The organism is Streptomyces alanosinicus (genome assembly GCF_014650595.1).
Taxonomy (GTDB): domain Bacteria; phylum Actinomycetota; class Actinomycetes; order Streptomycetales; family Streptomycetaceae; genus Streptomyces; species Streptomyces alanosinicus.
In genome coordinates, this window is record NZ_BMVG01000001.1 from 457,148 (window position 1) to 483,145 (window position 25,998).

Genomic DNA, 25,998 nt, shown 5'->3' on the forward strand with positions numbered 1-25,998 from the left:
TGGCGGACTCGCCGCCTACGCTGCGGAGCCATGACTGACAGGGATGCGAAGATCGCGGTGGTGACCGGCGCCGGTTCCGGCATCGGGCGGGCCGTCGCCGTGGAACTGCTGAACACCGGCTGGTCGGTGGCGCTGGCCGGCCGGCGCGCCGAGACGCTGGAGGAGACGGCGGCGCTGGTGCCGCGGGGCGCCGCGCTCGCCGTGCGCACCAACGTCTCCCGCCCCGAGGACGTGGACGCCCTGTTCGCGGCGACGGTGGCGCACTTCGGCCGGGTGGACCTGCTGTTCAACAACGCGGGGACCTTCGGGCCCGGCGGGGTCCCGGTCGAGGAGCTGCCCTACGCCGCGTGGCGGCACGTGGTGGACACCAACCTCAACGGGGCGTTCCTCTGCGCGCAGGCGGCGTACCGGCGGATGAAGGAGCAGGATCCACAGGGCGGCCGGATCATCAACAACGGCTCCATCTCGGCGCACACGCCCCGGCCGCACTCGGTCGCCTACACCGCGACCAAGCACGCGCTGACCGGCCTCACCAAGTCGCTGTCGCTGGACGGGCGGCCGTACGGCATCGCGGTCGGGCAGATCGACATCGGCAACGCGGCGACCGACATGACGGCCCGGATGCAGACCGGCGCGCTGCAGGCGAACGGCGAGGTGGCCGTGGAGCCGGTGATGGACGTGTCCGATGTGGCGCGCACCGTACGGCACATGGCCGAGCTGCCGCTGGAGGCGAACGTGCAGTTCGCGACGGTGCTGGCGACGGGGATGCCGTACATCGGGCGGGGCTGAGGCGGGGCCGGGGCGGGGTCTGGAGTGGGTCCGGGGCGCACGCTGGGGCGCGTGCCGGGCGGGAGTGCACCCTTCATCACAAACGGAATTTGAATATCCGCAGTATTGCGGCCCGTCGAGCGCATATGCTCAACTTTCCTCCACGATAGCTTCACAGTTGGAGCACGTGGATTCCGCAGCCACACTGAGGGGGGGAGTCGGCGGCCGTTCCACCGGGCCGGAGTTGGGGGGTGGACCTCGCGCGGGACGCGGGGTACGCACCGGCCGATGGAACGGCCGCCGCATATTTTCAGCCGTTCGGGCGAGTCAGCGCCGGTGCCGGCCGCCGGACTCCGTCGCCCCCGGGGCCTCCGCCCTCGCCGTGGCCTCGGTCTTCGCCGTGTCCCCCGCCGTCTCGGTGACCTCCGTGTCCGCCTCGGCCAGCGCGGCCGCCGCGACCCGCCTGCGGCGCCGCTTCACCGCCCACGCCCCGGCCGCCGCCAGCAGCAGCGCCGTACCGCCCGCGCCCTCCACCAGCCGTCCGGTGGAGGGGCGGCCGGAGCCCCCCGAGCCGGGTGCGCCGGCCGCCGGCTGTGCCGCGTTGTGCCCGGACGCCGGGCGCGCCCTCGCGCCGCCCTCGCTGAGCGGATCGACGAGCGTGCCCACGGCCCGCGCCGAACGCCCCTGTCCGAAGCCCCAGTCGAGCAGTGCGGCGGTCTGCTCGTAGACGGCGTTGCTGCCCTCGGCCGGGTGCATGACCGTCACCAGCAGGGTGCGCCCGCCCCGGGTCGCGGCGCCGGTGAAGGTGTTGCCCGCATGGCTGGTGTAGCCGTTCTTGACACCGATCAGGCCGTCGTATGTCTTCAGACCCCATGCCCCGGTCAGCAGACGGTCGGTGTTCTGGATCTGGAAGGTCTTCTTGCCGCCGGCCGGGAAGTCGGCGGTCCGGGTGCCGCAGTAGCCGCGGAAGTCGGCGTCCTTCAGGCCGTGCCGGCCGAAGAGCGAGAGGTCGTACGCCGAGGAGATCTGGCCCGGGTGGTCGAAGCCGTCGGGGCTGACCACATGGGTGTCCAGGGCCTGCAGGTCCTCGGCCTTGGACTGCATCTCGGCGACGGTCTTGGCGATGCCGCCGTTCATGTGCGAGAGCACATGAACGGCGTCGTTGCCGGAGCGCAGGAACACGCCCTGCCACAACTGGTCGACGGTGTAGGTGAGGCCGGGCTTGATCCCGACCAGGCTGGAGCCGGCCGGGACGTCGAGGACGTCGGAGTCCTTCACCGTGTACCGCTCGGTGCGGTCGAACTTCTTCAGCACGGTGTCCGCGAACAGCATCTTCAGTGTGGACGCGGGCGGCAGCCGCCGGTGCGCGTTGAACGCGGCGAGCACCTCGCCGCTCTCGCAGTCGGCGACCAGCCAGGAACGGGCGGTGAGTTTGCCGGGCAGCCCGGAGGCGCCGCGCACCTGGACGCCGTTACGGGCCAGCTGCTCGCCCCCGACGACCGTGGTCGCGGAGGCCTCGGTGGCCGTGGACAGGGGAAGGGCGGCGGCGGCCAGCCCGAGGACAGCACGCCGGCTGAGCCGGGAACATTCACGCACCCCGGGACCGTACACCGCGCCCAGCAGGGGATTCGCGGATCGACGGCCGAACGGCTGGGAATTTGCCGCGTTATGAAAATCCGATGAGTTACCCCGGTTTCCCAAGTCCCCTACGTCTTTTGCCCAGGCATCCTCGGCCCAAGGCGATAACGGCTATGCCTGGCCGGTCTCGAAGCGGGAGATACGGCCGTCGTCCGCGACGGTGAAGGTCCACCGGGTGCGCATCTCGCCCCAGGTGTCGTTGCGGTAGCGGGCGACGAGGGCCCGTCCGCCGGAGGTCTCCTTGTCGACCTCCAGGTGCCCGTGGCTGGAGAAGATCTCCCGGTCGATCCACTCGTCCAGGTCACGGTCGGAACCGTCGTCGGACATGGTCGCGCCGGGTGCCAGGAGGGACATGAAGCGGTCCCGGTCATGGGAGTTGACGGCGCTGACGAAGGCCCGGACAGCCGGGTCGCTGAGATTGGCTGGCTTGATGCTCATGGCGCCAGGCTCACACCGCTGTCCCGGACCCGCCACCGGAACGCCCTTCACGACCGGCCACCCGAACGCCCTGCCCGACGGGCCTACGGGCGCCGGTCCTGCGACGGTGGAACACGAGTCCCTCCGCCCCTCCCCCTGCTTCCCCCCTGCTTCCCCCCTGCTTCTTCCCTGCTTCTTCCCTGCTTCTCCGCCTCTCCGCCTCTCCGCCTGGGAGCCACCGTGAGCTGTTACGACCGACGTGATCTGGGCCTGCTGCTGCTCCGGCTGGGGACCGGCGGGGTGCTGGCCGCGCACGGTGCGCAGAAGCTGTTCGGCTGGTTCGGCGGGGGCGGTCTGGAGGGCACCGGTCAGTTCATGGAGTCCGTCGGCTACGCGCCCGGCAGGGTGAGCGCGACGGCGGCGGGCCTCGCGGAGACCGGCGGCGGCACCCTGCTCGCCCTGGGCCTTGCGACCCCGGCGGCGGGCGCTGCGGCGGCCGGCGCGATGGCGGGGGCGGCGGCGGTCCATCTGCCGAGCGGCTTCTTCGCCCAGGGGGGCGGCTACGAGTACGCGGCGAGCCTCGGTCTCGCGGCGGCCGGCCTCGCGATCGCCGGCCCCGGCCGCCTCTCCCTCGACCACGCCCTCGGCCATGTCTTCGACCGCGGCTGGATGGTGCCGGTGGCCCTCGGCGTCACGGCGGCGGGCACCGCCGCGGTGATCGGCGCGCGCGGCTGCCGGCTGCGGGCGAGGACGGAGGGGAAGCAGGAGGCGCTGTTCGAGGAGTTCGAGGAGTAGCCCGGTACGGCGCCGCCGGGGGGCATGGCAGGCTGCGGGCATGACGGATCAGGACACTTCCGGCACGACCGCCCCGCCGTCCCTCTGGCCGGCCATCGACGACCTCTATTCCCGTCTGGAGGCCACCCGCGCCCATGCCGGCACCGAGGGCCTTCTGCTGCGGGTCCTGAAACTCTCGGAGGAGGTCGGCGAGGTCGCGGAGGCGGTCATCGGCACGACCGGCCAGAACCCCCGCAAGGGCGTCACCCACACCTGGGAGGACGTACAGGCGGAGCTGTGCGATGTGGTGATCACGGCACTGGTGGCGCTGCGGACGCTGACGCCCGAGACACGGGAGGTGTTCGAGCGGCATCTCCAGCGGGTGCGGGAGCGGCCGTTGGGCCCCACGGGCTGACCGGGCCCTCCCGGCGGCTCCGCGGGCGGGGGCGCGTGGCGATCAGGTGAGCCTTCGGCATGTCGGTGCGCGGGACGGGGGGAGCGGCCGCGGAAAGGATGAGTATCCGATCCGACAGGGGCGCGCCGTGCGTGCGGCCGCCACCTCGAAGACCCCCGACACCCGCCAGCAGCGAGGGAGAGGCACAGATGAAGACCGATGTGCGACGGCCGGCCCACTGGTGCGTCGCGGTCCTTGCGGCGGGCGCCGCGCTCGCCCTGGGCGGTGGCCTCGCCCCGGCCACGGCCGCACCGGTCGCGGGAGCCCCCGTGCCGTACTGGGGGACCGACAGCCCCCAGCGGCCCATCGCCCTCATCAAGCCGGGCGCGTCCGGCCCGGTGACGTTCGGGATCAAGCGGACGAAGGACCTGCCCTCCCGCGTCAACGGCCTGACGCTGACGGTGTATTCACCGGAGCTGATGCGGCTGGCCGACGCCACGGTGACCCCGGTCGGCCATGCGCCGGGCGGATGGTCCTGCCGGATGTACGACGGGATGACCCCGGTGACGCACAACGGCCGGCACATGTCCTGCACGTCCCGTTACAGCGGGCCGGCGCCGGCCGAGGAATGGCGCTGGAAGGTGAACCTCGCGGCTCCCGCGGAGCTGGCGGCCGGCACCAGGAGCGCCAACGGCTGGGCGTCCCTGCGGCTGCACTCCCCCGGCCGGGACTCCGGCACCTGGTGGGACTCGAACGCGATGACCCTGGAAGCCCGTACGCCGGTCGCCGCGGCGACGTCCTGACGGCCGGCCGCCCCGGCGCCGCCCCGGAACCGGCCCCGCCGGCTGCCGCGGGGCGGATCCGGGGCGGTGTGCGCGAGCGGGTCAGCGATGCCGTCCGCCGTGGTGTGCCCGGCGGTGTGCGCGGTGCGCCTTGCCGGGAGTCCTGACCTTCAGGGACATGGTCGTCCAGACGGACCGCCCGCGGTAGCCGAAGTGGAACACCGCGCCACGGTTGTAGGGGGTGGTGGCCAGCGTGGTGCCGGCCCGGGTGCCGGGCACGACCTTCATCCTCAGCTCCCAGGCCGCCGTTCCGCCCGCGCGGGCGACCTGCCCGTGGCGGTCGGAGAAGCAGCGCAGGATCGTGCTCTCGTACGGAACTCCCTTCCGGTACGCGTCGCCCTTGCAGGCCCATCCGCCCGGCGCCCCGTGGAGCGGGGTCAGCCGGGTGTCCGTGAAGCGGGTGCCGTAGGGGGCCCAGATCTCCATGTACATGCGGCCGTCGTTGCGGGCGCTCCCGCGGCCGGTGTTCTTCAGCTGGACCGTCACCCGGCCCGCGCGCCCGGGGGTGAGGACGGCCTGCGGTTTCTGCGGGTGGTCGACCAGCACGGGACCCGGTTTCCCGGCGGCCGCCGCCGGGTGCGCGCCCATGACCGCCGCCGAGCACGCCAGTACGGCCGTGGCGCACCACGTTCCGATCCGGCGGCTCCTGCCCCTGCGCCCCGAACGGGCGGCTCCCGCGGTCCCGGTGGCCGGTCCCTGTCCATTCGTCATGCCGAACGGCCTTTCCGTTGCCCTGGGTGGGCCGTGGCGGCGGATCCGCCCCCATGCGGCCCGACTGGATATTCCGTATCAAACCTCCCGAACACCGAAATAGGCAGGAACAGCGGACATGGCGGCGGCGCCACTGACCCGTTCGGCCCCGCCCGAAGACTCGCCGCACACCGCCCACCTGTGCCGCACTGGAGCAAACGGACCCAAATCGGAGGAAATGCCAATTTTATGACTGCACGTCACTTTTGGCGCGGTATACGTGAGTCGACGCTGCCGTAAGACCCGGACTTGCGCCACACAGGGTGACGGCGGCCTTCCAGGACGGCCCATGTGCTGCCCACTCACCTTTGAGAGAGGAAAAACAGTCGGATGACAGAGTCTGCTGAGATCACCGGCAGCGGGAGCGATCGCCGCGGCTTCATGAAGGGAGCGGCGGTCACCGCCGCCGCGGTCGGCGCCGGAGCCCTGGTACCGGGCAGCGCCCAGGCCGCGGAGGCGGAGCGGATCGCCGCCCTGCAGCCCGCCTTCCCGTTCCCGCTCCCGCCCGTCGGCGTGGACATCCCCTGCAGCTGTTACGCCGCCAACGTGCCGTTGCAGATCAACACCGGTGTCGTCAACCTCGACTTCAAGGGCGGCATCGACGTCTGCGTCCGCACGAGCAACGAGACCGGTCTCGTCCTGGAGGTCATCGGCCACAAGGTGGTCGCGGACACCGCCACCATGACGGTCACCATCGAGCAGTCGGACACCACGATCACCCCGCTGAGCCTGCTGCAGATGAACCCGGGCAACCCGACGGCGATCCCGCCGGTCCCGCCCTTCCCGGAGATGATCATCAAGCTGCTCTTCACGCTCACGGTCGCCCCGAAGGACGGCAGCCCGCCGCTGGTCCTGTCCACCGACCCGAACAACCCGGCCACGCTCAGCTCGGGCCTGCTCAAGGCGTTCCCGCCCGCCAACCAGGGCTACACGCTCGGCGGCAACGTGCCGCTCCTCGACTCGAACGGCAACCAGGCCGGCCAGCTGCAGGGCTTCCCGGTCACGGTCAACCAGAGCGCCTGAGAACCCGTCGGACGCCGAACCGCACCCCGCCACCGCACCGGTGGCGGGGTGCGGCGTTCCGTCAGGCCGCCGGCTGGAAGGCCTCGCCGAACACGGCCTTCATCAGATAGGGCCCGGCCTCTTTCTGGAAGTCGACCTGCGGGGCGAAGGCCCGCACGGTGCCTTCCAGCACCAGCAGGGACAGCAGCGGGAACACGAACTCCGGCGCGGCGTAGAGGTCGTGGCGGCGCTGGATGTCGAACAGCGAGGCGCCGAACGTCACCAGGTCGAAGTCCGCCGCGGACACCCCGCTGTTCGCCTCCACCAGCGCGGTGAGTTCGCGGGTGAAACCGTCGGTGTCGGCGCGCGGCCCGGGAGTCGCCGTGGACAGCACGATCTGGGCGCAGGCCTTGCCGTCCCCGACGGTCATCTGCAGGAAGAACCAGGCGAAGGCGCGGCGTGTCCGCTCGTCCAGGCGCACGGTGAAACCGGCGTCCACCAGCACCACATCGCCGTCCGGCAGGAAGTAGAGGTTGCCGGGGTGCAGATCGCAGTGGACCAGCCCGTCGATGAAGAGCATCCGGTAGATCCCGCGCAGCGTCGACAGCACCGCCCGCTCACGCACCCCTGCCGGGAACTCGTGCGGCTCACGGCGTCGCAGGCCCTCCATGAACTCCATGACCAGAGCGCCGTCATGGCCGAGTTCCGGGTGCACGGCGGGTACCCGGAGGCCGGATTCCTGCGCCATGTTCGCCCGGAACTCCGCCAGGAAGCGGGCCTCGCGCACGAAGTCCAGCTGGCCGTGGACCGCCTGTGTCATCTGGTCGACGACGGCGACGGCCGGCAGCCCGCGCAGCTGCGGCAGCCGGGCCGCCAGCCGGGTGCCCCTGCGCATGAGTTCCAGGTCCACCGCGAGCCGCCTGGCGACTTCCGGGCGCCGCAGTTTCACCGCGACCCTGCGGCCGTCGGGAGCGGTCGCGCGATAGACGCAGGCGATGCTGCCGGCGGCGACCGGGCGGGCGACGCCGTCGCTCCCCCGGTCCAGTACGAGGCCGCTGTCCCGCAGTTCACCGGCCTCGGCGGCCAGCGGCGCGGGCCGGACACCGTCGTAGAGGCGGGCGAAGGCGGCGCACAGGCGGGGCGGGAGCACATCCGCCCGGGTGGCCAGCAGCTGGGCGGCCTTGATGAAGGCGGGTCCGAGTCGGGTGACCAGGTCCACCAGCCAGCGGTCCCGGCGGGTGCGCATATCGCGGCGCAGGATCCCGACCGCCGTCTGTGCGGCGAGTGCCGCGGCGCCGCGCAGCAGGAGCAGCAGGAGCGTGGCCGCGCGCACCGCGAGCGCGCGGCGCGGGACGGCGGCGAGCGGGTCCGCGGGCGGCGGGACGGTGGCTGCGTTCATCGATGGCTCCGAGACGGCTCGTGGGCGGGCGGCGGTGGTCAGTCCCTGCTTCCTGCCGGGACCGGGTTCTGTGCCGGCGTCGGGTCGAGCGGCTCCGCCTCGCCGAGCAGCTCCGCCTCGCCGAGCGGCGCCGCCTCGTCGGGCGAGAGCGCCGCCGCCCCCGCCCTGCGGCTGCGCACCCGGTCGCGCCAGGCGATCACGGCCAGCGACAGCGCGAACAGGACGGTCATCGGCAGGGCGAGGACCATCATGGTGAGCGGGTCGCCCGTGGGGGTGGCGAGGGCCGAGAACACGAAGATCAGCATGACGAAGGTCCGCCAGCGGGCCAGCAGGCTTTTGGCGCTCACCACACCCGTGAAGTTGAGCAGCACCAGCAGCAGCGGCATCTCGAAGGAGAGGCCGAACACCAGGATCATCCGGATGAAGAACTCCAGGAACTGATCGCCCTGGAGGAAGTTGCTGAAGGAACCCGGCGTGAAACCGAGCAGGATCCGCAGGGCCTGCGGGAACACCCAGTAGGCCAGCCCGGCTCCGGACAGGAACAGCGGCACGGCGGCGGCGACGAACCCGAGCGCGTAGCGCTTCTCGTGGCGGTGCAGCCCCGGCGCCGCGAACGCCCACAGCTGGTACGACCAGAACGGGCTGGAGAGCACCGCCCCGGCGGCCATGGCCACCTTGAAGGTGAAGGTCAGCGGGGTCATCACGCCCTGCATCACCATCAGCCCGTTGGGGCAGGCGGCGGTCGCGGGCGCGATGCCGTGCAGGCCGGGGATATGGCAGCTGGGACCGGTCAGTTCGGTGATCAGCCAGGGGTGCACACACCAGCCGACCACCGTGCCGAGGAACACGGAGAGCAGCGCCTTCGCCACGCGGTTGCGCAGCTCGCGCAGATGCTCGCGCAGCGGCATCCGGCCGTCCTTGCGCGCCGGACCGTCCGGACGGGGCGGACCGTCCGGACGGGGCGGGGTCCGGGGGATGTCGGGTCGGGTCGTGTCCACGGGGGCGGAACTCCTCATGCGTGAGCGACGAGATCAGCGATCGTGCATCCGTACGCCCCCGCCGCTGTCCGGCGCGGGCGCCTCCGCGGCGGATGCCCGCGACGCCGCCGCCCCCACCGCGACCGCCGGTGACGCTTCCTCGACGGGCCCGTGGGGCGCCGCCTGCGCCGACGGACCCGGTTCCGGCGGCGGAATCCGCTCGTGCGGGATGGGGGCGCTGAACGCGTCCGTGCCCTCGGCCATGCCCATCTCGGCGGCCGAGGGGAACGGCACGTGCTCCGGCCAGCCCGCGGGCTTCGGCCCCGGCTGCCACTGCGGTTCCGGCGGGTCCCAGGGCCGGTCGTCCGCCAGCAGGTGCTTCGCGACGAACGCCCGCGGGTGCAGGTCGCGCAGCCGCAGATCCTCGTACTCGGGACCCAGCTCCCGCCGTACCCCGTCGGTGGCGCCGCGCAGCAGCGTACGCAGCCTGCGCAGGCCGCGGGCCGCTTCCCCGACGGCCTTGGGCAGCCGGTCGGGGCCGTAGAGGAACATGGCGATCAGAGCGAGAGCGACCAGGGTGAACGGGCTCAGGTTGAACACCATCACTCCCAGTGGAACATCGAGGTCGCTGGATCCGGCGAACACCCAGCCATGACGACCATTTCATGCCCCATATCAGCGCATATCATCACAAACGCGCGTCATACGGCCGGGGATTCACTCGTTGAGGCCCCCGCCTCGCGGCGCATCCGGCGGTGCCGGGTCAACCCGGCGCCCGGCCGGGCATCCCTATCCGGTGAATTCGAGGAGGGCGGCCCTGGTGGCACGCTCGCGCCCTCTTGCCGGGACGCGGGGGGATTCCTATGGTCCGGCGCATGAGCATCCCCACGGAGCCGATCGGCAGCATCCCCCGCCCTCGCGAACTGCGACAGGCTCTCAGTGAGCACGCGCAAGGCACTCTGGACGACAAAGAACTGACAGCACTTCAGCAACGGGCGACGGCGGACACGCTCGACCGCCTCGCGGCGGCGGGCTGCCCCGTCCTGGTCGACGGCGAGCAGGCCAAGCCCAGCTTCGCCACCTACCCGATCGCGGGCCTGGCCGGCCTCGCTCCGCACGGCGCCGCCATCCCGTTCGCCGACGGCCACGTCCGGCAGCTGCCCCACCTGACCGAGGGGCCGTTCCGCTACCGGATCCGCGCGGAGTCGTATCTGCGCGACGCCCGGCAGCACACCGACCGCCCCCTCAAGCAGGCGGTCATCGCGCCCTCGGCACTCAGCCTGCTCTACCCGCCCGAGCCCATCGCCGGATACTCCCGCGAGGCCTTCCTCAGCGACCTGGCCGACGAGGCCGAGGCCGACATCCGCGGCTGCCTGGAGGCGGGCGCGCATGTGGTTCAGCTCGACTTCACCGAGGGCCGCCTCTCCCTCAAGCTGGACCCGAGCGGCGCCCTCCTCGACGACTTCATCGACCTCAACAACGAGGTGCTCGGCCGGTTCGACGCGACGGAGCGGGCCCGCCTCGGGGTGCACACCTGCCCCGGCGGCGACCACGACTCCACCCACAGCCTGGACGTCGACTACGCCGGGCTGCTGCCCAAGCTCTTCCAGCTGAAGGCGGGCAACTTCTACGTCCAACTGGCCAGCGAGGCCGATCCCGAGCGGGTCCTCGCCATCATCGCCGAGCAACTGCGCCCCGGCATCCGGGTGTTCGTCGGCGTGACCGATCCCATCGATCCCCGGGTGGAGACGGCGGAGGAGGTACGCGACCGGGTGCTGCGCGCCGCCCGGCACATCCCGGTGGACCAGCTGGGCACCTGCGACGACTGCGGCTTCTCGCCGTTCGCCGACGACACGTCCACCTCGCGCGACCTGGCCTTCGCCAAGATCGAGGCACGCGTACGGGGAACCGCCCTGGCCGCCGCGGAACTGGGCGTTCCGGTGGACGCGCGGTAGACCGAGCGCGCCCCGGCGCACCGCACGCGCACCCCCCCGCCGGCGGTGCCGTCATGTGCCGTCGCCCGCCGCGGCAGCCGCAGGCCGCTGCGGCGGGCAGGCTTCGGCTTGGGCTTGGGCTTGGGCTTCGGCTTCGGCTTCGGCTTCGGCTTCGGCTTCGGCCCAGAACGCCGTCAGAGTCGCGGCCAGGGCATCGGGGTTGTCGTGGTGCGGCAGATGTCCGGCCCCGGGGACGACGCTGTGGCGTGCGCCGAGGCGCCGGGCCAGTGCCTCGGTGCGGTCCGCGGGGACCAGCGGGTCCTGCGCGCCGCCCACCACCAGCATCCGGATGCCCTCGGCACGCAGCACGGTGACGAGATCCGGTGCGGCGGCGGCCGAGGCCAGCCGGGTGAGGCCCATCGGGTGGCTGCGGGCCAGCCGCTGCCGGATCACGGCCCGGCGCTCGTCGGTCACCGTGCCGCGGTGCTGTAGCGCCACCAGCCGCTCCCAGTCGGCGGACTCCGCCTCACCGGCCGCCACGGTGCCGTCCCAGCAGGGGGCGACGAGGGTGAGACTGCGGTACGTCGACGGTGCGAACCGCTCCCGGGCGCGGGCCTGGGCCACCGCGGTGGCCGCCACCAGGGCGCCGGCCCCGTGCCCGACGAGATGCACGGGCTTACGGGCGCACGCCGCCGTCGTCGCGACGGCCAGATCGGTGGCCAGCGCCTCGACGCCGTACACGGCGGGGTCGTCGGGGCCGGGGGTCTCGTTCTGGCCGCACAGGTCCACGGCGAAGAGCCGGTGTCCCGACCCGGCGAGGCGGTGCATCAGCGGCAGGAAGTCCTCCTTGGCGCCGCCCGCTCCGGACACCAGCGCCGCCCTGCGGCCGTCCCAGTGCGGGCCGGACGGACCCGGGGGGCGGATCTCGACACCCGCCAGCGGACCGTGCGGGGCGGGCATCAGCAGCGGGATGACCGTACGCGCGTCGGCTTCCCGGCCATGGGCCTGAGGGCAGTGAGACTGATCGGAATCAGGCGTTCCACACATGGGTTTCCTCCCTTTGGTCTTCTCCGGTGGTCTTCTCCGGGCTTCCTCCTTCGGGCTTCCTCCTTCGGGGGCGCCTCAGGGGCGCAGGATCCGGCATCCCACCAGTCCCGTCCGCCCGGACTGCGCGTCGATGTGGCGCAGCAGCTGGGCCAGGTGCTCCAGCGAGCGCGCATGCGTGAGGGGTCCGGCCGGCACCGCCTCGAAACCGAGCGCCTCCACCCAGGCGCAGACCAGTCGCTGCGCCGCCGGATCGTCCACGGCGACGGGTACGCTCGGCCGGGGCCACTCCCCGCGAGCCGCGGGCCCGAGCGGGCCGAGGGCCTTGGCCGAGACCGTGTTCAGCGCCTTCGCCACCCGCGCCCGGGGCAGGCGCCGGGCCAGCAGCTCCGCCTCGCTCGGCCCCCAGGGACCGCGTGGCGCGGGCATGTCCCGCCGGGGCATCGCGGGGTTGGACAGCTCCAGCACCACCTTGCCGGCCAGCACCGGTTCCAGCTGCTCCGCCAGCTGCCGCAGCGGCTCGCCCGGCGGCACCGCGAGCACCACCAGCTCGGCCGCCGCCGCGGCTTGTCCGGGCGTCAGCTGCGCCACCTCCGGCGGCACCCCGGGCCGTCTGCGGCGGGGCTCGCGCACCCCGGCCAGTACGTCGAGGCCCTGCCGGAGCGCGGCGTGCAGCAGGGCGGACCCCATGCGTCCGCAGCCCACCACGGCGGTACGGGCGGGCAGGGACGAGGCCGCACCGGCGCCGCGGCCCGGGCGGGAGTCCGGCTCAGACACTCCGGTCCACCGCCAGGGCGGGTTCCCGCTCGTAGGGGCGCAGCGCCTCGGCGAGTTCCCCGGGTACGTCGATCGGCTCCATCCCCTCGGCGGTGCGCCGCATACAGGCGATGGTCTGCTCTCCCCGGGCCACCAGCTGAGCCGTCCGGTCCTGCAGCCGGTAGTAGTCGAAGAGCATGGTGACCTTGTTCGCTCCGTGGGCGCCGAGCGACATCCGGACCTCCACCTCCTCGGCGGCGTACAGCTCGGCGAGGAAGTCGCAGCGGCTGGAGACGGTGACCATGGCGAAGTCCTCGCGCAGGGCCCGGAACACGCCCGGTGCCCGCTCGGCGAGGAAGCGCTCGCGGCAGTGCCCCTGCCACAGGAAGTAGTTACTGAAGTACACGTTCCCGACGAGGTTCGTCTCTTCCAGCGTCACCAGATGCCGGTGGTTGTACGTCGTGCGCTGCCACATGTGTGCCTCCCGCTGCTGTCATCACGGCCACGGCGATCACCGGGCCCGGTCCGCCACCGGCGCCGGGCTCCGGTTCCGCCGCGCCCTCGGGCGCCAGCCGGTCCGGGACCACCGCGGTCGCGATGAGCGAACGCCCGCTGCGGAAGCGGACCCAGCCGTCCTCGAAGATCCCGTCCACGGTCACCGGCGTGGTGGGGCCGCGCCCCGCCTTGCCGCCGCACTCGGCCACCGTCCACAGCCGTGCCGCGACGGCGTGCTCCGGTTCGTCCAGCGCCAGGCGCAGATGCGCCCACAGGTCCGCGTACGGGGCGCCGAGCGCCGAGCGCACCCCGTCCGCCTCGCCGGGGGTGATCCGCTGCCAGTCCACGGCGACACCGCCCGGGGCCGTGGCGGTCAGGGTCAGCGGACCGCGGTGGCTGCGCGAGGTCCCGTGCGGTGGCCGCACCGGGGGGACGGTGCGTTCCCGTGCCGCGCCCGCCTCGATGCCGAGCGTCAGGGCGGGGTCCAGGCCGAGCGCGAGCGCGCCCCGCTCCAGGTGCACCGCGAGCAGCGGCCCGGTCCAGCGCTCCCGGCGCGGCAGCGGGCCCACGTCCAGCAGCCGCAGCCGACGCCAGCGGACCAGGAGCCGCCCGCTGTCGTCCACCGCCTCGACGTCCCATTCGTACGCGCCGCCCGCGGACCGGCGCTCCCGGGCGTGCACCGTGACGTCCCCGTCGGCGCCGGCCGGGCCCGGTTCGGCGGCCTGGAACTCCGCGCAGCCCACGGGCAGCAGCCGGCGGCCCGGGACACAGGCCTGGAGCGCGTGGATCGTCGCGTCGTTGCGGCCGGGGCTGCCGAGGAGCAGGCCCTGGGCCAGCCCCGCGGCGAACCAGCCCGCCTCGACGGCCTGGCCCAGCCGGGCCCTGACCTGCCGGGCCCGCAGGCCGTGGAGCCGCTCGACCCGCCGGAAGCGGCCGGTGTGGAAGTAGAGCGGCCCGTAGAGATCCGCGGCCGGGACCTCGGGCTCGTCGCCGGTCACCGGCGCCAGGGACGGCGCGTCGTCCGTCGGCTCGGTGTCGCCGGCGGCGGCCGGCAGCGGGAAGACGGCGCGGAAGTGGTCCGCGCGGAACGCCGTCTCGTCGCTGCGCAGCACCACGGTGACGGCGCCGTCCTCGGCGAGCGCGCACAGCCGCAGGGTGCGGGGGCCGCCGGCCGCCGATGTCACGGGCCGGTCGAAGGTCACCTCACGGCAGCGGCGCAGCGGCCGGCCCGCGAGGACGGAGGCGGCCTGGGCCATCGCCTCCAGACCGACGACGGCGGGCAGCACCGGCAGCCCGTCGACGCGGTGGTCGCGCAGATACGGGTCGGTGGCCTCGGTCAGCACGTTGTCCACGACGAGTTCCACGCCCGGGTAGTGGATCCGCGGCCGGGTCAGGAACCGGGTGGCGGAGCCGGCCGCGCCTTCGGGGAGCGGCCGCGGCGGCAGTCCCATGCGTCCGTGCACGGTCACCGCGGTGGGCAGGTCCCGGGCGGCGGCCAGCCGCAGCAACAGGTCCAGGCCCTGCTCGACGGGGATCGGCGTGACATCGCCGCGGGCCAACCGGTCCACCACGCCGAGCCGTTCGCCCATGCCCACGCCGGCCCACACCGACCAGTCGAGCACCAGGGTGCGGCAGCCGGGCAGGTCACGGGCCTCGTCCTGGAGCATCTGACGCAGCCGGCCGTTGGCGAGCGCGTAGTGGCACTCGCCCGCGAGGCCGTAGCGGCCGATCACCGAGCCGAACCCGATCAGCAGGCGCAGCCGGCCGCGGTCCACCGCGGCCAGCAGATGCGCCAGACCCGTCGTCTTCGGTGCCAGGTGCGCCCGTACGTCGGTCTCGGTGAGGTCGTCGAAGCGTCGCGGCTGGTTGATGCCGGCGGCGTGCAGCACGGCGGTGACCGGGCCCAGTTCGCGCTCCACCTCCGCGACCGCGTCCGCGGTGGCGTGCGGGTCGGTGATGTCCGTCCGCTGATAGCGGACCGTGGCGCCTAGTTCGGCGAGCCGTTCCAGGTTCCGCCGCAGCACCGCGTCCGCGGCCGGATCACCGCGGCCGAGCAGGGCGAGCGAGACCCCGGTCGTCCGGGCGAACGCGGCGGCGGCCTCGAAGCCCAGCCCCTTGCCGCCGCCGCTGACCAGCAGGACGTCCCGCGGGCCGAGCACCGGTTCGGCGCCGGGGTCCGGTTCGGGCAGCGGCATGGCGACCGGTTCGGCGCAGCTGCCGTCCTCGCACACCACCAGTTCCCGCAGCACTCCGGGTTCGGCGCCCGCGACGGCCGCGGCGGCCGTCAGGCCCGCCTCGGTCGGCGGGACGCGCAGCACGGTGATGCCGAGTCGCGGGTGTTCCTGGTGCAGACTGCCCGCGAAGCCGGACAGGGCCGGTCCATGCGTGACGAGGACGAGCCGGCCGTCGCCGGCGAGGGCCGAGCGGGCCGCGCCGAGGAGCCCGGCGAGCCCCTCCGGCGCCTCCGCGTCGGGCACGTAGAGCAGTTCGGCCCGGCCCGTCGGCTCGCCGGCGGGCAGCCGCAGGGCGTCGGCGCCGGGCGCCGGTCCCCGGGGGGCCGCGAGGGTGACCCGGCCGGGGCGGTCGGCGGGAGCCGGGGCGGGCACCGCGACGGGACGCAGTTCCTCGGCGAAGCAGCGGATCCAGGGCGCGGCCCCCGGGACGATCGCCTCCGGGCCGTCGCCGCTGCCGGCTCCGGGAAGCGCGCGCACCACCTCGATGATCTCGGCGAGCGACGCGTCCGCCATGGTCAGCGGCGCGGCCGGGGGTTCACGACCCGCCGCGCGGGCGGCCTCGGCAACCAGCTGGGTCACCTTCAGCGAGGACAGATGGAGGTCGCTGAGCAGCCGCTGGTCCGGCGTGAGCGCCGCCGGCTCGAACTCCGTGGCCTGGGCGACCAGCCGCAGCACAAGCCCGGCGACGTCCTCCCCACAGGGGCGGCCGACGGGTTCGGGCGGTCCGGCGGGCGACGCCGACGGCTCGGTGTGTACGGGCTGTTCGGTGTCCGGGACGGCGAACGACTCGGCGGAGACGGACCGTTCGGCGGGACCCGCCGCCCCGGGAGTCCGATCGGCCGAGGCGGCCGGGCCGGTCGCGCCGGTCCCGCCGGTCGCGCCGGTCGCGCCGGTCCCGCCGGTCGCGCCGGTCCCGCCGGTCGCGCCGGTCCCGCCGGTCGCGCCGGTCCCGCCGGTCGCGCCGGTCGCGCCGGTCCCGCCGGTCGCGCCGCTCGGGCCGCTCGGGCCGGCCGAGGCCGCCGGGGCCGCCGGGGCCGCCGGGGCCGCCGGGGCCGCCGGCATGGTGGCGGGGCCGGTTGTGGGGCCGGTCGTGGGACGGGCGCAGGGGTTGCTGATGAACACCCGCTCCCGCCACGGGTCCACGGGGCGGCTCTCACGGCCCTCGAACAGCGCCTCGGCCGAGGCGAGCGCCCCGCAGGCGAAGAGCGCGGCCGCCGTCCGCGCGCGTGGCCCGGGCCCCGGCGCCCCGACCTCCAGGGACACCGTGGGCACACCGCTGGGGGCGGCGAGCGCCGCGAGGGCCCGGCCGGGGCCGGTCTCGCAGAACAGGTCCGTCCACCCGGCGGCCGCGCGGACCGCGTCCCAGAACCGCACCGGTGCCGTCATCTGCGCGGACAGCAGTTCCTGCAGCTCCGTTCCCCCCACGCGGCAGACGCCGCCGGTCACGCCGGACAGCAGTGTGCCGCGGGGCACCGCGAATCCGGTGGCGCGGACCAGGGGCGCGAACTTCTGCGCCGCGGTGGCGACGGCGGGCGAGTGGAAGGCGTGCGCCACGGACAGGCGCAGCGCGTCGATCCCGCGCTCGGCCGCGCGCCGGGCCAGCGCGGCCAGTTCGTCGGCGGGCCCGGCGACCACGTGAGCCAGCGGCCCGTTGTAGGCGGCGACCACCAGCGAGGTGCCCCGGCACAGCTCCTCGGCGGCGGCGGCGTCGACGGTCAGGGCCAGCATCCCCGTACCGGGAGCGCAGAGTTCGGCCATCGTCCGGCCGCGCCGGTCCACCAGTTCCAGGCTCTCCCGCGCATCCAGACAGCCCGCCCAGACGAGCGCGGCGTACTCGCCCAGGCTGTGCCCGAGTGCCGCCTCGGCCCGTACGCCCAGCGTCCGCAGCCAGCGCAGGCCGGTCAACGAGGCCCGATGGACGAGGGACTGGGCGGCGGCCGTGTCGGCGTCCGGGCGGGGTCCCTCGGCGCCATGGGCGGCGTGGGCGGGGGCCTGGGGCGCGGGCCCGGGGGGAGACCCGCTCGCCGCGTCCTCGGCCAGGTCGGCGCCGATCGCGCCCGGGCCGGCGGGCAGCGGAGCGCCCTGACCCGGGAACAGCAGCGTGACCCGGCCCGCGCAGGCGTTCCCGGCCCATACGCCGGGGAGCTGGGCCAGCGTGCCCGGCGCGGACTGGGCGAGCGCGGCCGCGGCGGCCTCGGCGCGCCGGGCGAGCTGCTCGGGGGAATCGGCGATCAGGGCGGCGCGGACCGGACCGGGGTGGGGTGCCCGGCCCCAGGCGCAGGCCAGGTCGTGGAGTTCGGCGTCGCACAGCCGGGGGGCCAGCCGGGCCAGGCGGCGCAGCCGGTCCGACAGTTCCCCGGGGCTGTCCGAGCTGAGCAGGATCAGCTCCTGTTCCGGGTCGGCACGGCGGGCGCGCGGAACCGCGGCTCGGGCGGCGGCCCGCGGCCCCGGGTGCCGGGGCTCGCTCAGCACCACATGGGTGTTGATGCCGCCGAACCCGAAGGCGCTGACTCCGGCGACGCGCGGTCCGGGCGGCCACTCGGCCGCGTCCGTGAGGATCCGCAGCACCGCGTCCTCGCCGGCGAGTTCGTCGCGCGGGCTGTCGCATCCCGTGGTCGGCGGCAGCACACCGCCGTGCACGCTCAGGCATGCCTTGATCAGTCCGGCCAGTCCGGCCGCGGCCTTGGTGTGGCCGATGTTGGCCTTGACCGATCCGAGCGCGGCCGGCCGCGGGGCCCCGGCGCGCAGGGCGCACAGTGCCTGCAGCTCGATCGCGTCGCCCACGGCCGTACCGGTGCCGTGGCCCTCCACCAGCCCGGTGGCGGCCGGGTCGATGCCCGCGTGCGCGTAGGCCCGGCGCAGTGCCAGGAGCTGGCCGCGCTGATCGGGGCGGGTGATGCCGCCCGCGCCGTCCGAGGAGATGCCCCAGCCGCGGATCTCGGCGTAGACGGGCATCCCGGCGGCGGCCGCGTCCCGGCCGCGCATCAGGGCGACGACCCCGCATCCCTCGCCGGGCAGGAAGCCGGTGGCCTCCTTGTCGTAGATCCGCATCCGGTCCTCGGCCAGCGCGCCGAGCCGCGCGAACCCGACGAGTTCGAACGGGTCGAGGCTGATGTCCACGCCGCCGGCCAGCACCAGGTCCGCGCTGCCCTCGCGCAGCCGGCCGCAGGCCGTGGTCACGGCGAGCAGCGAGGAGGCGCAGGCCCCGTCCACGGTGAAGCCGCCGCCGTGGAAGTCGAACTGGTTGCAGATCCGGCCCGCGATGGTGTTGGCGAGGCCGCCGGCCAGGAACTCGTCGTCGGGTGCGGGGAACGGCTCCAGGTAGCGCTCGGCGGTCTTGGCCAGCAGCTTCTCGCGCTGTGTCCCGGTGAGTCCCTCCTCCGCCAGAACGCCGTCGAGCACGGCCCGCACATACGGCCAGCGCAGCCGCAGGGTGCGGGCGCGGGTGACCTCGCCGGTGAGGGTGTTGCCCATGACCACCGCGACCCGGTCCCGGTCGAGGCCGGCGCCGCCGGGCGCCCCGGCGTCCTCCAGCGCGCGGGCCGCGGTCTCCAGCGCGAGCCAGTGGGCGGGGTCCGTGGCGCGGTGCACCGCGCCGGGCACACGGAAGGCGCCCCGGTCGAAGTGCCAGCCCTCCAGCAGGGCGGCTCTGGTCCCGTAGATGCTGTCGGGGTCGCGGCGCGTCGGGTCGGCGTAGTCCTCGACGGCGAGGCGTTCCGCGGGCAGCCGCCGGAACGCGCGCCGTCGGCGCAGGACGAGGTCCCACAGCTGTGCGGGGTCGTCGGCATCGGGATAGCGGCAGGCCATTCCCACGACGGCGATGCCGTCGTGGGAAACCGTGCTCTCGTACGGGGACAACGGCGACTCTCCTAGCCAGTCAGGACGCGTCGGCGACCGCGGCGGCGGCGCCGGAGGCGGCCGTGGCACGGGTGTCCTGGGCGTCGGCCGGTCCGGCCTCCTGGCGCGGGGCCGGGATGCTGCTGCCGGCGCGCGCCGCGAGGAGGGCCAGCAGCGCCGCGCGCAGTACGCAGGCGATGACCAGGGCGAAGAACAGGCCGAAGACGATGTGCAGCTGCACGAGCACGCCGTATGCCGCGGCGATGGTCGCGCCGAAGACGACCTGGTTGCGGGGCCGCCACGGCGAGGTGCCCGGATCGGTGATCATGTAGTTGGTGAACAGCACGAAGGCGGAGCCGGTCATCGGCAGCAAGGCGCTGATCGTGGAGATGTCGGTGAGCGCGCCCCGCAGCAGCGCCTGCGCCGCGAAGCCGCCCGCCCAGCCGAGGATCAGCGGCAGTTTGCCGGTCAGCTTGCCGTTCAGCATGGTGCCCAGGGCCAGCACCGCGAGCGGCGGGACCGCACCCCACCAGCCGTTCAGCCACTCGGTGAACTCGTACGGCGGTGCGATGCCCACCCACGGGAACAGCAGCAGGACGGTGACGATGCCGAAGTTGCTGGGGTTGAGGACGTGCCGGGCCTTGCCCCGCACCCGTACCCGGATCAGGTACTTGCTGGACACACCGACGATCGCGGCCAGCAGCGTGGGCCAGATACGGCTGTTGGCGTACAGCAGCATCGCGCAGGCCAGACCCCCGATGTAGGCGGGCAGCAGGAAGTCGACCGCCTCGCCGAGGGGCCGCCGGTAGCGGGCCGGACGCCGTACGCCCCACGCCTCGACGGTTTCGAGGAGCAGTTCGGTGAGGACCGCGGCCAGGACGGAGAACAGCGGGGTGGCATAGGCCTGTTCGAAGCCGAGGACGGTGTGGCCGAGCACGGTGGCGGCCGTGATGGACATCGCGAAGCGGCGCAGTGCCTTGCTGCGCCGGCACGGGGCGCAGGGCTTGCCGGTGTCGACGGCACAGGTGTGGTCGGTCGTCATGCGGGAACCTCCGCGATGGTTCCGTCGGCTGCCAGCACGAGGGTGTGCCAGCCCGGTGGGAGGGTTGCGGTGCGCTCGTGCCGTACTCCGCGGAGGTCCCGCCAGGAGAGGTCCACGCGCAGCGGGCCGACCGGTTTCTCCTTGCCGAGGCCGAAGTGGAGATCCGGGGCGGCGACCCCGCCGTGTCCGTTGGCGGGGTAGAGCTGTTGCTCGGCCACCTTGCCGTCGGGCAGGTGCAGCCGGGCGACGGCGCCGATGGCCGGGGTGGTGGCCGCGGTGGTGGTGGCCGCGGTGGTGGCGCTCGGCGATCCGGTGGGCAGCCGCAGGTGCAGGCCGAGGAAGGGGGCCGCCGCGGACCGGTTCCGGTAGAACACCGACTGTCCCCACTGGTTGGCCGCGACGAAGTCGAGCCGTCCGTCGCCGGTGACGTCACCGACGGCGAAACCCCGGGTGACCGCGGTGGAGGCGACCCCGGCCTCCTCGGCCAGGTTCACATAGCGGCCTTCGGGGGTCCGGACGAAGAAGGTGTTCGGGTCGTGGCCGGAGAGGTCGTCCCCCGGCTCGACGTTGGGCCACAGTTCGGGGTGGCGCAGGATCAGGTCGTTGGACATCGCCGCCTCCTGCAGCTGCGCCCAGCGATCGGTCCCGCCCGCGAGGAATCCGGTGGCGTGCATCACCTGCGGATAGCCGGAGTTGTCGAAGTCGGCCGCGACGAGGTCCCAGGTCCAGCCGGAGCGGGACAGCCCCATGCCCTCGCTGTGGTCGTCGTAGGGGGCCTCGCCGCGGTGCAGCAGGGCGCCCAGCCGGCCGCGGGGCACGGTGGGCCGGAAGACGAAGTTGCTCTCCTGGAGCGCGTAGGGCTCGGTGATGTTGCCGACCAGGATGGACTGGGTTCCGCTGCGGTCGAGGTCGGCGAAGGCGACACCCATGCCCTTGAACGAGCCGTTGCCGAGCTGCTTGGACTTCGGCGTGGTGAAGTGGCGGGTCCCCGTGGCCGGCCGGAACCTGGGAGCGCCGGGCTTCGACTCGTTGACCAGCAGCCGGCCCCGTCCGAAGTCGTTCGCCTGGTACAGGTCCGGCAGTCCGTCGCCGTCCAGGTCCTGGGCGCCGAGCGCCAGCGTCCAGCCGGTCGGGGGCTTCGGCCCGAAGGCGCGGGGGACCTCGGCGAACCGGGCCTCGGGCTTCGCGCCCGAACGGCCGCCGGTGAACCGGAAGTAGCGCAGGGTGCCGCCGTTCAGCGCGTGGGACATCGACGACGGCATCTGGAGTTCGGACTGCTCGGCCGTGGGATCCAGTACCCGGGCCCCGTCCATGAAGTAGTTGCCCACGACGAGATCGAGGTGTCCGTTGCCCTCGAAGTCACCGAGGGTCATCGCGTTGGTGTTCCACACCGGGTGGCCGGGCACCAGTTCCCGCGGTACGAAGGCGGCCCGGGCGGGGGCGCCGCCGGCCTTGCGCAGGAAGAGCACGGGCGAGCGGCCCCAGTAGTAGACCACCAGGTCCTGCCGGCCGTCCTGGTTCAGATCGGCCGGCATACAGCCCATCGGGGCCGCGTACGACGGCATGGGCAGCCCCTTCGCCGCGAGGGTGAAGGCGCGGTACCGCTTCCCTGTGCCGGGGGCCGGCTCGACGGTGACCGTGTCGGTGCGCGGATCGACCAGACATACGTCGTGCGCGACCGACCCGCCGTCCGCGGCGAACAGCCCGGCGCCGGCGCCGACCGAGGAGATCCAGGACCGGATGTGGTGGAAGGCGGGCGCGACCGGCCGCAGCCGGCGCTCGCCCGGCCGGTCGGGGGCGTTCAGCGGGTGCGCGGTGAAATGGAAGGGCGCCGCCGCCGCTGCCCGGTCGGCCGCGGACACCGAGTCCGGCAGGGCCAGCGAGAAGGCCGTGAAACAGCAGCAGAGCGCCACGGCCTTGGCCGCGTGCGCCCTCACGAGACGAGCGGCGGAGTTCATCGGCCCCTCCGGGAGAACGGCGCGGCCTCGCCGGGCTCGACGGCCTCGACGGCCTCGCCGGGCTCGGTGGCCGTGAGGTGGCGAGGGGGCTGCCGCGTGGGAGGGTGAGCGGAACCGTGGGCAGAGCTGTGGGCGGAGGCAGCGTCCGGGGTGGACCCGTGGGGGGCGGAGTCGTCGGCGCGGGCACCGGCCGGGGGCGAATTGTGGTAAGTCGTCCACAGCCCTCTGATCCCGGCGCGCCATTCCTCGTAGTGCTGTGAGGTACGGGGGTCGGGGCCCAGGTCCGCCTGTGCGGTGTCGGTCCAGTCGGCCGCGGTCCGGGGCGGCACCCCGGCGAGGGCCAGGGCGCCGGGGCCGCAGTGCTCGGGCAGGGGCGTCCGGGCGCGCACCCGGGCCCCGCAGGCGAAGGCGGCGCCCTGGGCGAGATGGGCCCGGTAGCCGCCCGCCACCTCGGCCAGTGCGCGCAGTTCGTCCTGGTCCGCACCCCCCGCGTACACGGCCGCGAGACCGATTCCGCTCCACAGGTCCGCCCGCCGCCCCTGGGGGAACTCGGCCACCCGCAGGCCCAGTGCCTCGGGGTCGGCGCATTCGTGGAACCACAGGCACCGGCCGAGCCCCTGGTCCCGTACGGCACGCTGCCGCGGGTCGAGACCGCGCTCGATCCGCTGCCCGGCCACGACCCGGTCCGAGTCGAAGAAGCCCTGGTAGAAGCCGAATCCGTCCCAGGCGAGCCAGCGCAGCAGGGGGTCGCCGGCACGCAGTCCGCGCCAGGGACGCAGCCGCAGCTTGGCGAAAGCCCAGCCGGCACCCACATGGATCAAATGCGGATAGTCGACGCCGGCCCCATCGAGAAGTTCCCGCAGTCTGCGCCCCCGGGAAAGGGTGAGCAGGTCGAGCAGCGCGCAGCCCATGCCGGCACCCTCGAAGGCAAACCCTCGGAATTCTTCCGGGACGCCGCCCAGTGCCGTGCCGAGCGCATCCGCATTTCGGGCGGCCACCGAGTGATTGAATCCCTCGAGAAAGGCCCTTCCGGAATCCTCTAGCCGCGGCCGGGCCGGACCCGAGCGGAGCCTGAATCGGCGCGCCCCGAAATCGACTTGCCGCATGTCCTGCCGCAGCAACCGGGCAGCACGGGAGCGCAGACCACCGCAGCCGGCCGCCGGTGTGCCGGCACCTGGAACCAAGAACGGCACTATTATTTCCCCTCCAGAGCGTCATCTATTGCGATTAATAGCCTCGGGGCGGTCCGGCGATTTCTTGATCCACCGAAAGAGTGCACCTGACCGGCCCTGCATCCATCAGGTGAACCCCGCTCAGCGGCCGCCGGGCAATCGGGTAGAACCCCGGAAAAGGTGCCGGTGACCCACGCCGTCACCTCGCGAGAATGCTTCACCCGCCCCAGCCGAAGAAGGTCGTGATGCTGGAAAACCGTCTGCTCGAAATCATCATCATCGCTCTGGTCGTCATGGTTCTGTTCGGAGCGAAACGGCTCCCGGACAGCGCGCGTTCACTCGGGAAGTCGCTGCGCATCCTCAAGGCCGAGGCCCGCGCCGGCCGCGACGAGGCCACCCAGGAGGCGCCCGCCACGACGGCCGAGCCGGCCGTGCTCACGAAAGCGGAGGTGTCCGCGCAACCGCGCACCGTCCTCGCGGACGCCACCGGGAAGGGGCGGGAAGAAGTCCTCCACGACTGACCGCCGAAGCGCGGGTGGTGCACCGGGTGCCGTACATCGCTCCGCCGGTGCCCGATGCGCCTCTCCCCTCCCCCCTCCTCCCCGGCCATCCCCCCCGGAGGCTCGATCACACAAGGTGTCCGGCCATTGACGCGCTGTACCCCCCTTGTCACAGTGCTTCCTGGCTTCTGGCATCGGTACCGAGAGGTGGGGACCCATGGGACACCGCATCGACTTCGCTCGGCCGAGATGGTTCTGGTGCGGCGCCCTGCTGTGCCTCGCGGGCGTGCTGAGCCATCTGCCGATGTACGCGCACCTCACCCACCCGCCGGGGCATCAGGCCACCATGCCGGGCGGTGACTCGAATCCGCTGGACCCGCTGATGCTGACCGGGATGGCGTTCGTGCTGGCCGGGGTGGCGGCATGCGTCCACGGGATCGTCGGCCCCCGTCGGACGCCCGGCGACGAGGGGCCGGGACCGGGTCCGCTCCGCGCGGGCTTCGCCGATGACGTGCCCCTGACCCGAGCGCACGGGGCGCTGACCCTGGTGATGGTGTTCGCCGTGGCCATCGACGTCATGAAGCCCATGACGCTGAGTTTCGTCGCGCCGGGTGTGGCTCAGGAATACGGGCTGCGTTCGGCGGTCCATCCGCACGGCGGCCTGCCCGTCGCGCTGCTGCCGCTGTCCGGGATCGGCGGAACCGTCATCGGTTCTTTCCTGTGGGGCAGGTTCGGCGACCGGATCGGGCGTCGCCCCGCCATTCTCCTGGCCGGTGTCGTCTTTCTCGCGACGTCCGTCTGCGGGGCCATGCCGCTGTTCTGGATGAACATCCTCATGTGCTTCCTGATGGGGATGGGCGCGGGCGGCATGCTCCCGCTCACCTTCACCCTGCTGACGGAGACCGTGCCGGCCCGTCAGCGCGGCTGGATCGTCGTCCTCGTCGGCGGTGTCGGAACCGCCGGGGGCTATGTGCTGACCAGTTGGGCGGCCGCACTGCTCGTGCCGCACTTCGGCTGGCGCGTGCTGTGGCTGCTCGGACTGCCCACCGGCGTCGCCCTGTTGCTGCTCAACCACTGGATCCCGGAGTCCGCGCGGTTCCTCGTGGCCCGCGGGCGACACGCCGACGCCGAGGCCGTACTGGCCCGCTACGGCGGCCGTCTGCTCCCCGCCCCGCCACCGCCCCCGGACACCCCCGCGCCCTCGTCCGACGACGGCTACCTGCGACTACTGCTGACGCCGTACACCACCCTCAGCCTCCCCCTGGTACTCCTCGCCCTGGGGATCGGCCTGGTGACCTACGGCTTCCAGCTGTGGATCCCGTCCGACCTGCAGCGCCTCGGCTTCACGGAGCTGACCGCCGACACCACCCTGCGGGACGCGGCACTGCTGGGACTGCCGTTCAACCTCGCGATCGCCTGGCTGTACGGACGGTGGAGCAGCAAGGGCACACTCGTCCTCCTCGGCGCCTGCACCGCGCTGTCCATGGTGGCGCTGGCGGCGCTGGGCGACCGGATCACCGATCACCCTCTGACGCTGCATCTGCTCCTGGCGGTCCCCATCTGGTCGGCCGGTTCGGCCGTCGCCGTCCTCAGCGCGTACACGGCCGAGGTGTATCCGACGACGGTCCGCTCCCAGGCCTCCGGCCTCACGGCCGCGGTCACCAAGATCGGCGGCATACTGATGATCACCGTGGTCGTGGCAGCCGTGGCCCCGCCGTCCCTCCGCACCACCGCCCTGCTCTGCGCGGCACCACTCGCCCTCGCGACCGCCGCGATGCCCCTCTCCGGAGTGGAGACCCGCGCACGCACCCTGGAGGAGATCTCCACCTCGGCCCGGACCGACGACGCGTCGGCGTCCGCCTCCGCCTCGGCATGAGGAGAGTCGGACGGCACGGGAGGAACGCCAGGAAACGATCTCCGCGAAGCCATGCTCTCAGCCTATGAACGTTTCTGCACGTCAGTCGGCTTGTTCCTTGATCACTCAATAGCAGTGAATCAAGCGGAATCCAGCAACTGCCAGTCACAAGATCCGGTTGTCCCGGGTGCTCGCAACAGGAGATCACCG

21 protein-coding genes are annotated in these 25,998 nt (G+C 73.5%); 8 read left to right on the forward strand and 13 right to left on the reverse strand.

What is annotated here, in order from left to right:
- Positions 1-30 precede the first annotated feature (30 nt).
- Complete coding sequence (locus tag IE277_RS02045) at positions 31-789, forward strand: SDR family oxidoreductase (protein ID WP_189947886.1); 759 nt, start codon at positions 31-33, stop codon at positions 787-789.
- Between the two features lie 306 nt (positions 790-1,095).
- Here the strand turns inward: IE277_RS02045 and IE277_RS02050 are convergent, their stop codons facing one another.
- A complete protein-coding gene (locus tag IE277_RS02050; RefSeq protein WP_189947888.1) occupies positions 1,096-2,364 on the reverse strand; it encodes a D-alanyl-D-alanine carboxypeptidase family protein in 1,269 nt (422 codons plus the stop codon).
- A gap of 153 nt (positions 2,365-2,517) precedes the next feature.
- Positions 2,518-2,844, reverse strand: coding sequence for a nuclear transport factor 2 family protein (locus IE277_RS02055; RefSeq protein ID WP_189947889.1), 327 nt, complete (start codon positions 2,842-2,844; stop codon positions 2,518-2,520).
- 219 nt (positions 2,845-3,063) lie between these two features.
- Between IE277_RS02055 and IE277_RS02060 the strand changes: the two genes are divergently transcribed.
- From IE277_RS02060 to IE277_RS02070, 3 genes are all read left to right on the forward strand, one after another.
- On the forward strand, positions 3,064-3,618 hold the full coding sequence (locus IE277_RS02060; RefSeq protein WP_189947891.1) for a DoxX family membrane protein: 555 nt from the start codon (positions 3,064-3,066) through the stop codon (positions 3,616-3,618).
- A 40-nt stretch (positions 3,619-3,658) separates the two neighbouring features.
- On the forward strand, positions 3,659-4,012 hold the full coding sequence (locus tag IE277_RS02065) for a MazG-like family protein (RefSeq protein ID WP_189947893.1): 354 nt from the start codon (positions 3,659-3,661) through the stop codon (positions 4,010-4,012).
- Between the two features lie 188 nt (positions 4,013-4,200).
- Positions 4,201-4,794 (forward strand): hypothetical protein, encoded by a 594-nt coding sequence (locus IE277_RS02070; protein ID WP_189947895.1) that lies wholly within the window; start codon positions 4,201-4,203, stop codon positions 4,792-4,794.
- 81 nt (positions 4,795-4,875) lie between these two features.
- Here the strand turns inward: IE277_RS02070 and IE277_RS02075 are convergent, their stop codons facing one another.
- Positions 4,876-5,544, reverse strand: coding sequence for a hypothetical protein (locus IE277_RS02075; RefSeq protein ID WP_189947897.1), 669 nt, complete (start codon positions 5,542-5,544; stop codon positions 4,876-4,878).
- Positions 5,545-5,913: 369 nt separating this feature from the next.
- On the opposite strand from IE277_RS02075, the gene IE277_RS02080 reads away from it, so the two are divergent.
- Positions 5,914-6,606 (forward strand): twin-arginine translocation signal domain-containing protein, encoded by a 693-nt coding sequence (locus tag IE277_RS02080; RefSeq protein ID WP_189947899.1) that lies wholly within the window; start codon positions 5,914-5,916, stop codon positions 6,604-6,606.
- Positions 6,607-6,667: 61 nt separating this feature from the next.
- Here IE277_RS02080 and IE277_RS02085 read toward each other — a convergent pair whose 3' ends face one another.
- From IE277_RS02085 to IE277_RS02095, 3 genes are read right to left on the reverse strand one after another with little or no spacing between them, the layout of a single operon-like run.
- Entirely contained in the window at positions 6,668-7,984 is a 1,317-nt protein-coding gene (locus IE277_RS02085) for an ABC1 kinase family protein (RefSeq protein ID WP_189947900.1), read from the reverse strand.
- A 38-nt stretch (positions 7,985-8,022) separates the two neighbouring features.
- Complete coding sequence (gene tatC, locus IE277_RS02090; protein ID WP_189947902.1) at positions 8,023-8,982, reverse strand: twin-arginine translocase subunit TatC; 960 nt, start codon at positions 8,980-8,982, stop codon at positions 8,023-8,025.
- Positions 8,983-9,015: 33 nt separating this feature from the next.
- Positions 9,016-9,564 carry a twin-arginine translocase TatA/TatE family subunit gene (locus IE277_RS02095; RefSeq protein ID WP_189947904.1) on the reverse strand — a complete coding sequence of 183 codons (549 nt, stop codon included), beginning with the start codon at positions 9,562-9,564 and terminating at the stop codon, positions 9,016-9,018.
- A 272-nt stretch (positions 9,565-9,836) separates the two neighbouring features.
- Between IE277_RS02095 and IE277_RS02100 the strand changes: the two genes are divergently transcribed.
- On the forward strand, positions 9,837-10,916 hold the full coding sequence (locus tag IE277_RS02100; RefSeq protein WP_189947905.1) for a cobalamin-independent methionine synthase II family protein: 1,080 nt from the start codon (positions 9,837-9,839) through the stop codon (positions 10,914-10,916).
- 51 nt (positions 10,917-10,967) lie between these two features.
- Here IE277_RS02100 and IE277_RS02105 read toward each other — a convergent pair whose 3' ends face one another.
- The 7 genes from IE277_RS02105 to IE277_RS02135 form a co-directional block, all read right to left on the reverse strand.
- Positions 10,968-11,855 (reverse strand): alpha/beta fold hydrolase, encoded by an 888-nt coding sequence (locus IE277_RS02105; RefSeq protein ID WP_189947907.1) that lies wholly within the window; start codon positions 11,853-11,855, stop codon positions 10,968-10,970.
- 162 nt (positions 11,856-12,017) lie between these two features.
- Positions 12,018-12,716: an NADPH-dependent F420 reductase gene (locus IE277_RS02110; protein WP_189947909.1), complete on the reverse strand. Its 699-nt coding sequence runs from the start codon at positions 12,714-12,716 to the stop codon at positions 12,018-12,020.
- Complete coding sequence (locus tag IE277_RS02115; RefSeq protein ID WP_189947912.1) at positions 12,709-13,170, reverse strand: acyl-CoA thioesterase; 462 nt, start codon at positions 13,168-13,170, stop codon at positions 12,709-12,711. Before IE277_RS02115 ends, IE277_RS02110 begins: the two co-directional genes overlap by 8 nt.
- A complete protein-coding gene (locus IE277_RS02120; protein WP_189947914.1) occupies positions 13,088-19,282 on the reverse strand; it encodes a type I polyketide synthase in 6,195 nt (2,064 codons plus the stop codon). The genes IE277_RS02115 and IE277_RS02120 overlap by 83 nt, the downstream gene beginning before the upstream one ends.
- A gap of 19 nt (positions 19,283-19,301) precedes the next feature.
- Positions 19,302-20,303, reverse strand: coding sequence for an enediyne biosynthesis protein UnbU (locus IE277_RS02125; protein ID WP_189947916.1), 1,002 nt, complete (start codon positions 20,301-20,303; stop codon positions 19,302-19,304).
- Positions 20,300-22,261, reverse strand: coding sequence for a CRTAC1 family protein (locus IE277_RS02130; protein ID WP_189947918.1), 1,962 nt, complete (start codon positions 22,259-22,261; stop codon positions 20,300-20,302). The genes IE277_RS02125 and IE277_RS02130 overlap by 4 nt, the downstream gene beginning before the upstream one ends.
- Positions 22,258-23,454, reverse strand: coding sequence for a DUF1702 family protein (locus IE277_RS02135; RefSeq protein ID WP_268252138.1), 1,197 nt, complete (start codon positions 23,452-23,454; stop codon positions 22,258-22,260). Before IE277_RS02135 ends, IE277_RS02130 begins: the two co-directional genes overlap by 4 nt.
- Positions 23,455-23,678: 224 nt before the next feature.
- Here IE277_RS02135 and tatA point away from each other — a divergent pair, with 224 nt between their 5' ends.
- On the forward strand, positions 23,679-23,954 hold the full coding sequence (gene tatA / locus IE277_RS02140) for a Sec-independent protein translocase subunit TatA (RefSeq protein WP_189947923.1): 276 nt from the start codon (positions 23,679-23,681) through the stop codon (positions 23,952-23,954).
- Between the two features lie 196 nt (positions 23,955-24,150).
- Positions 24,151-25,809 (forward strand): MFS transporter, encoded by a 1,659-nt coding sequence (locus IE277_RS02145; RefSeq protein ID WP_189947925.1) that lies wholly within the window; start codon positions 24,151-24,153, stop codon positions 25,807-25,809.
- Positions 25,810-25,998 lie beyond the last annotated feature (189 nt).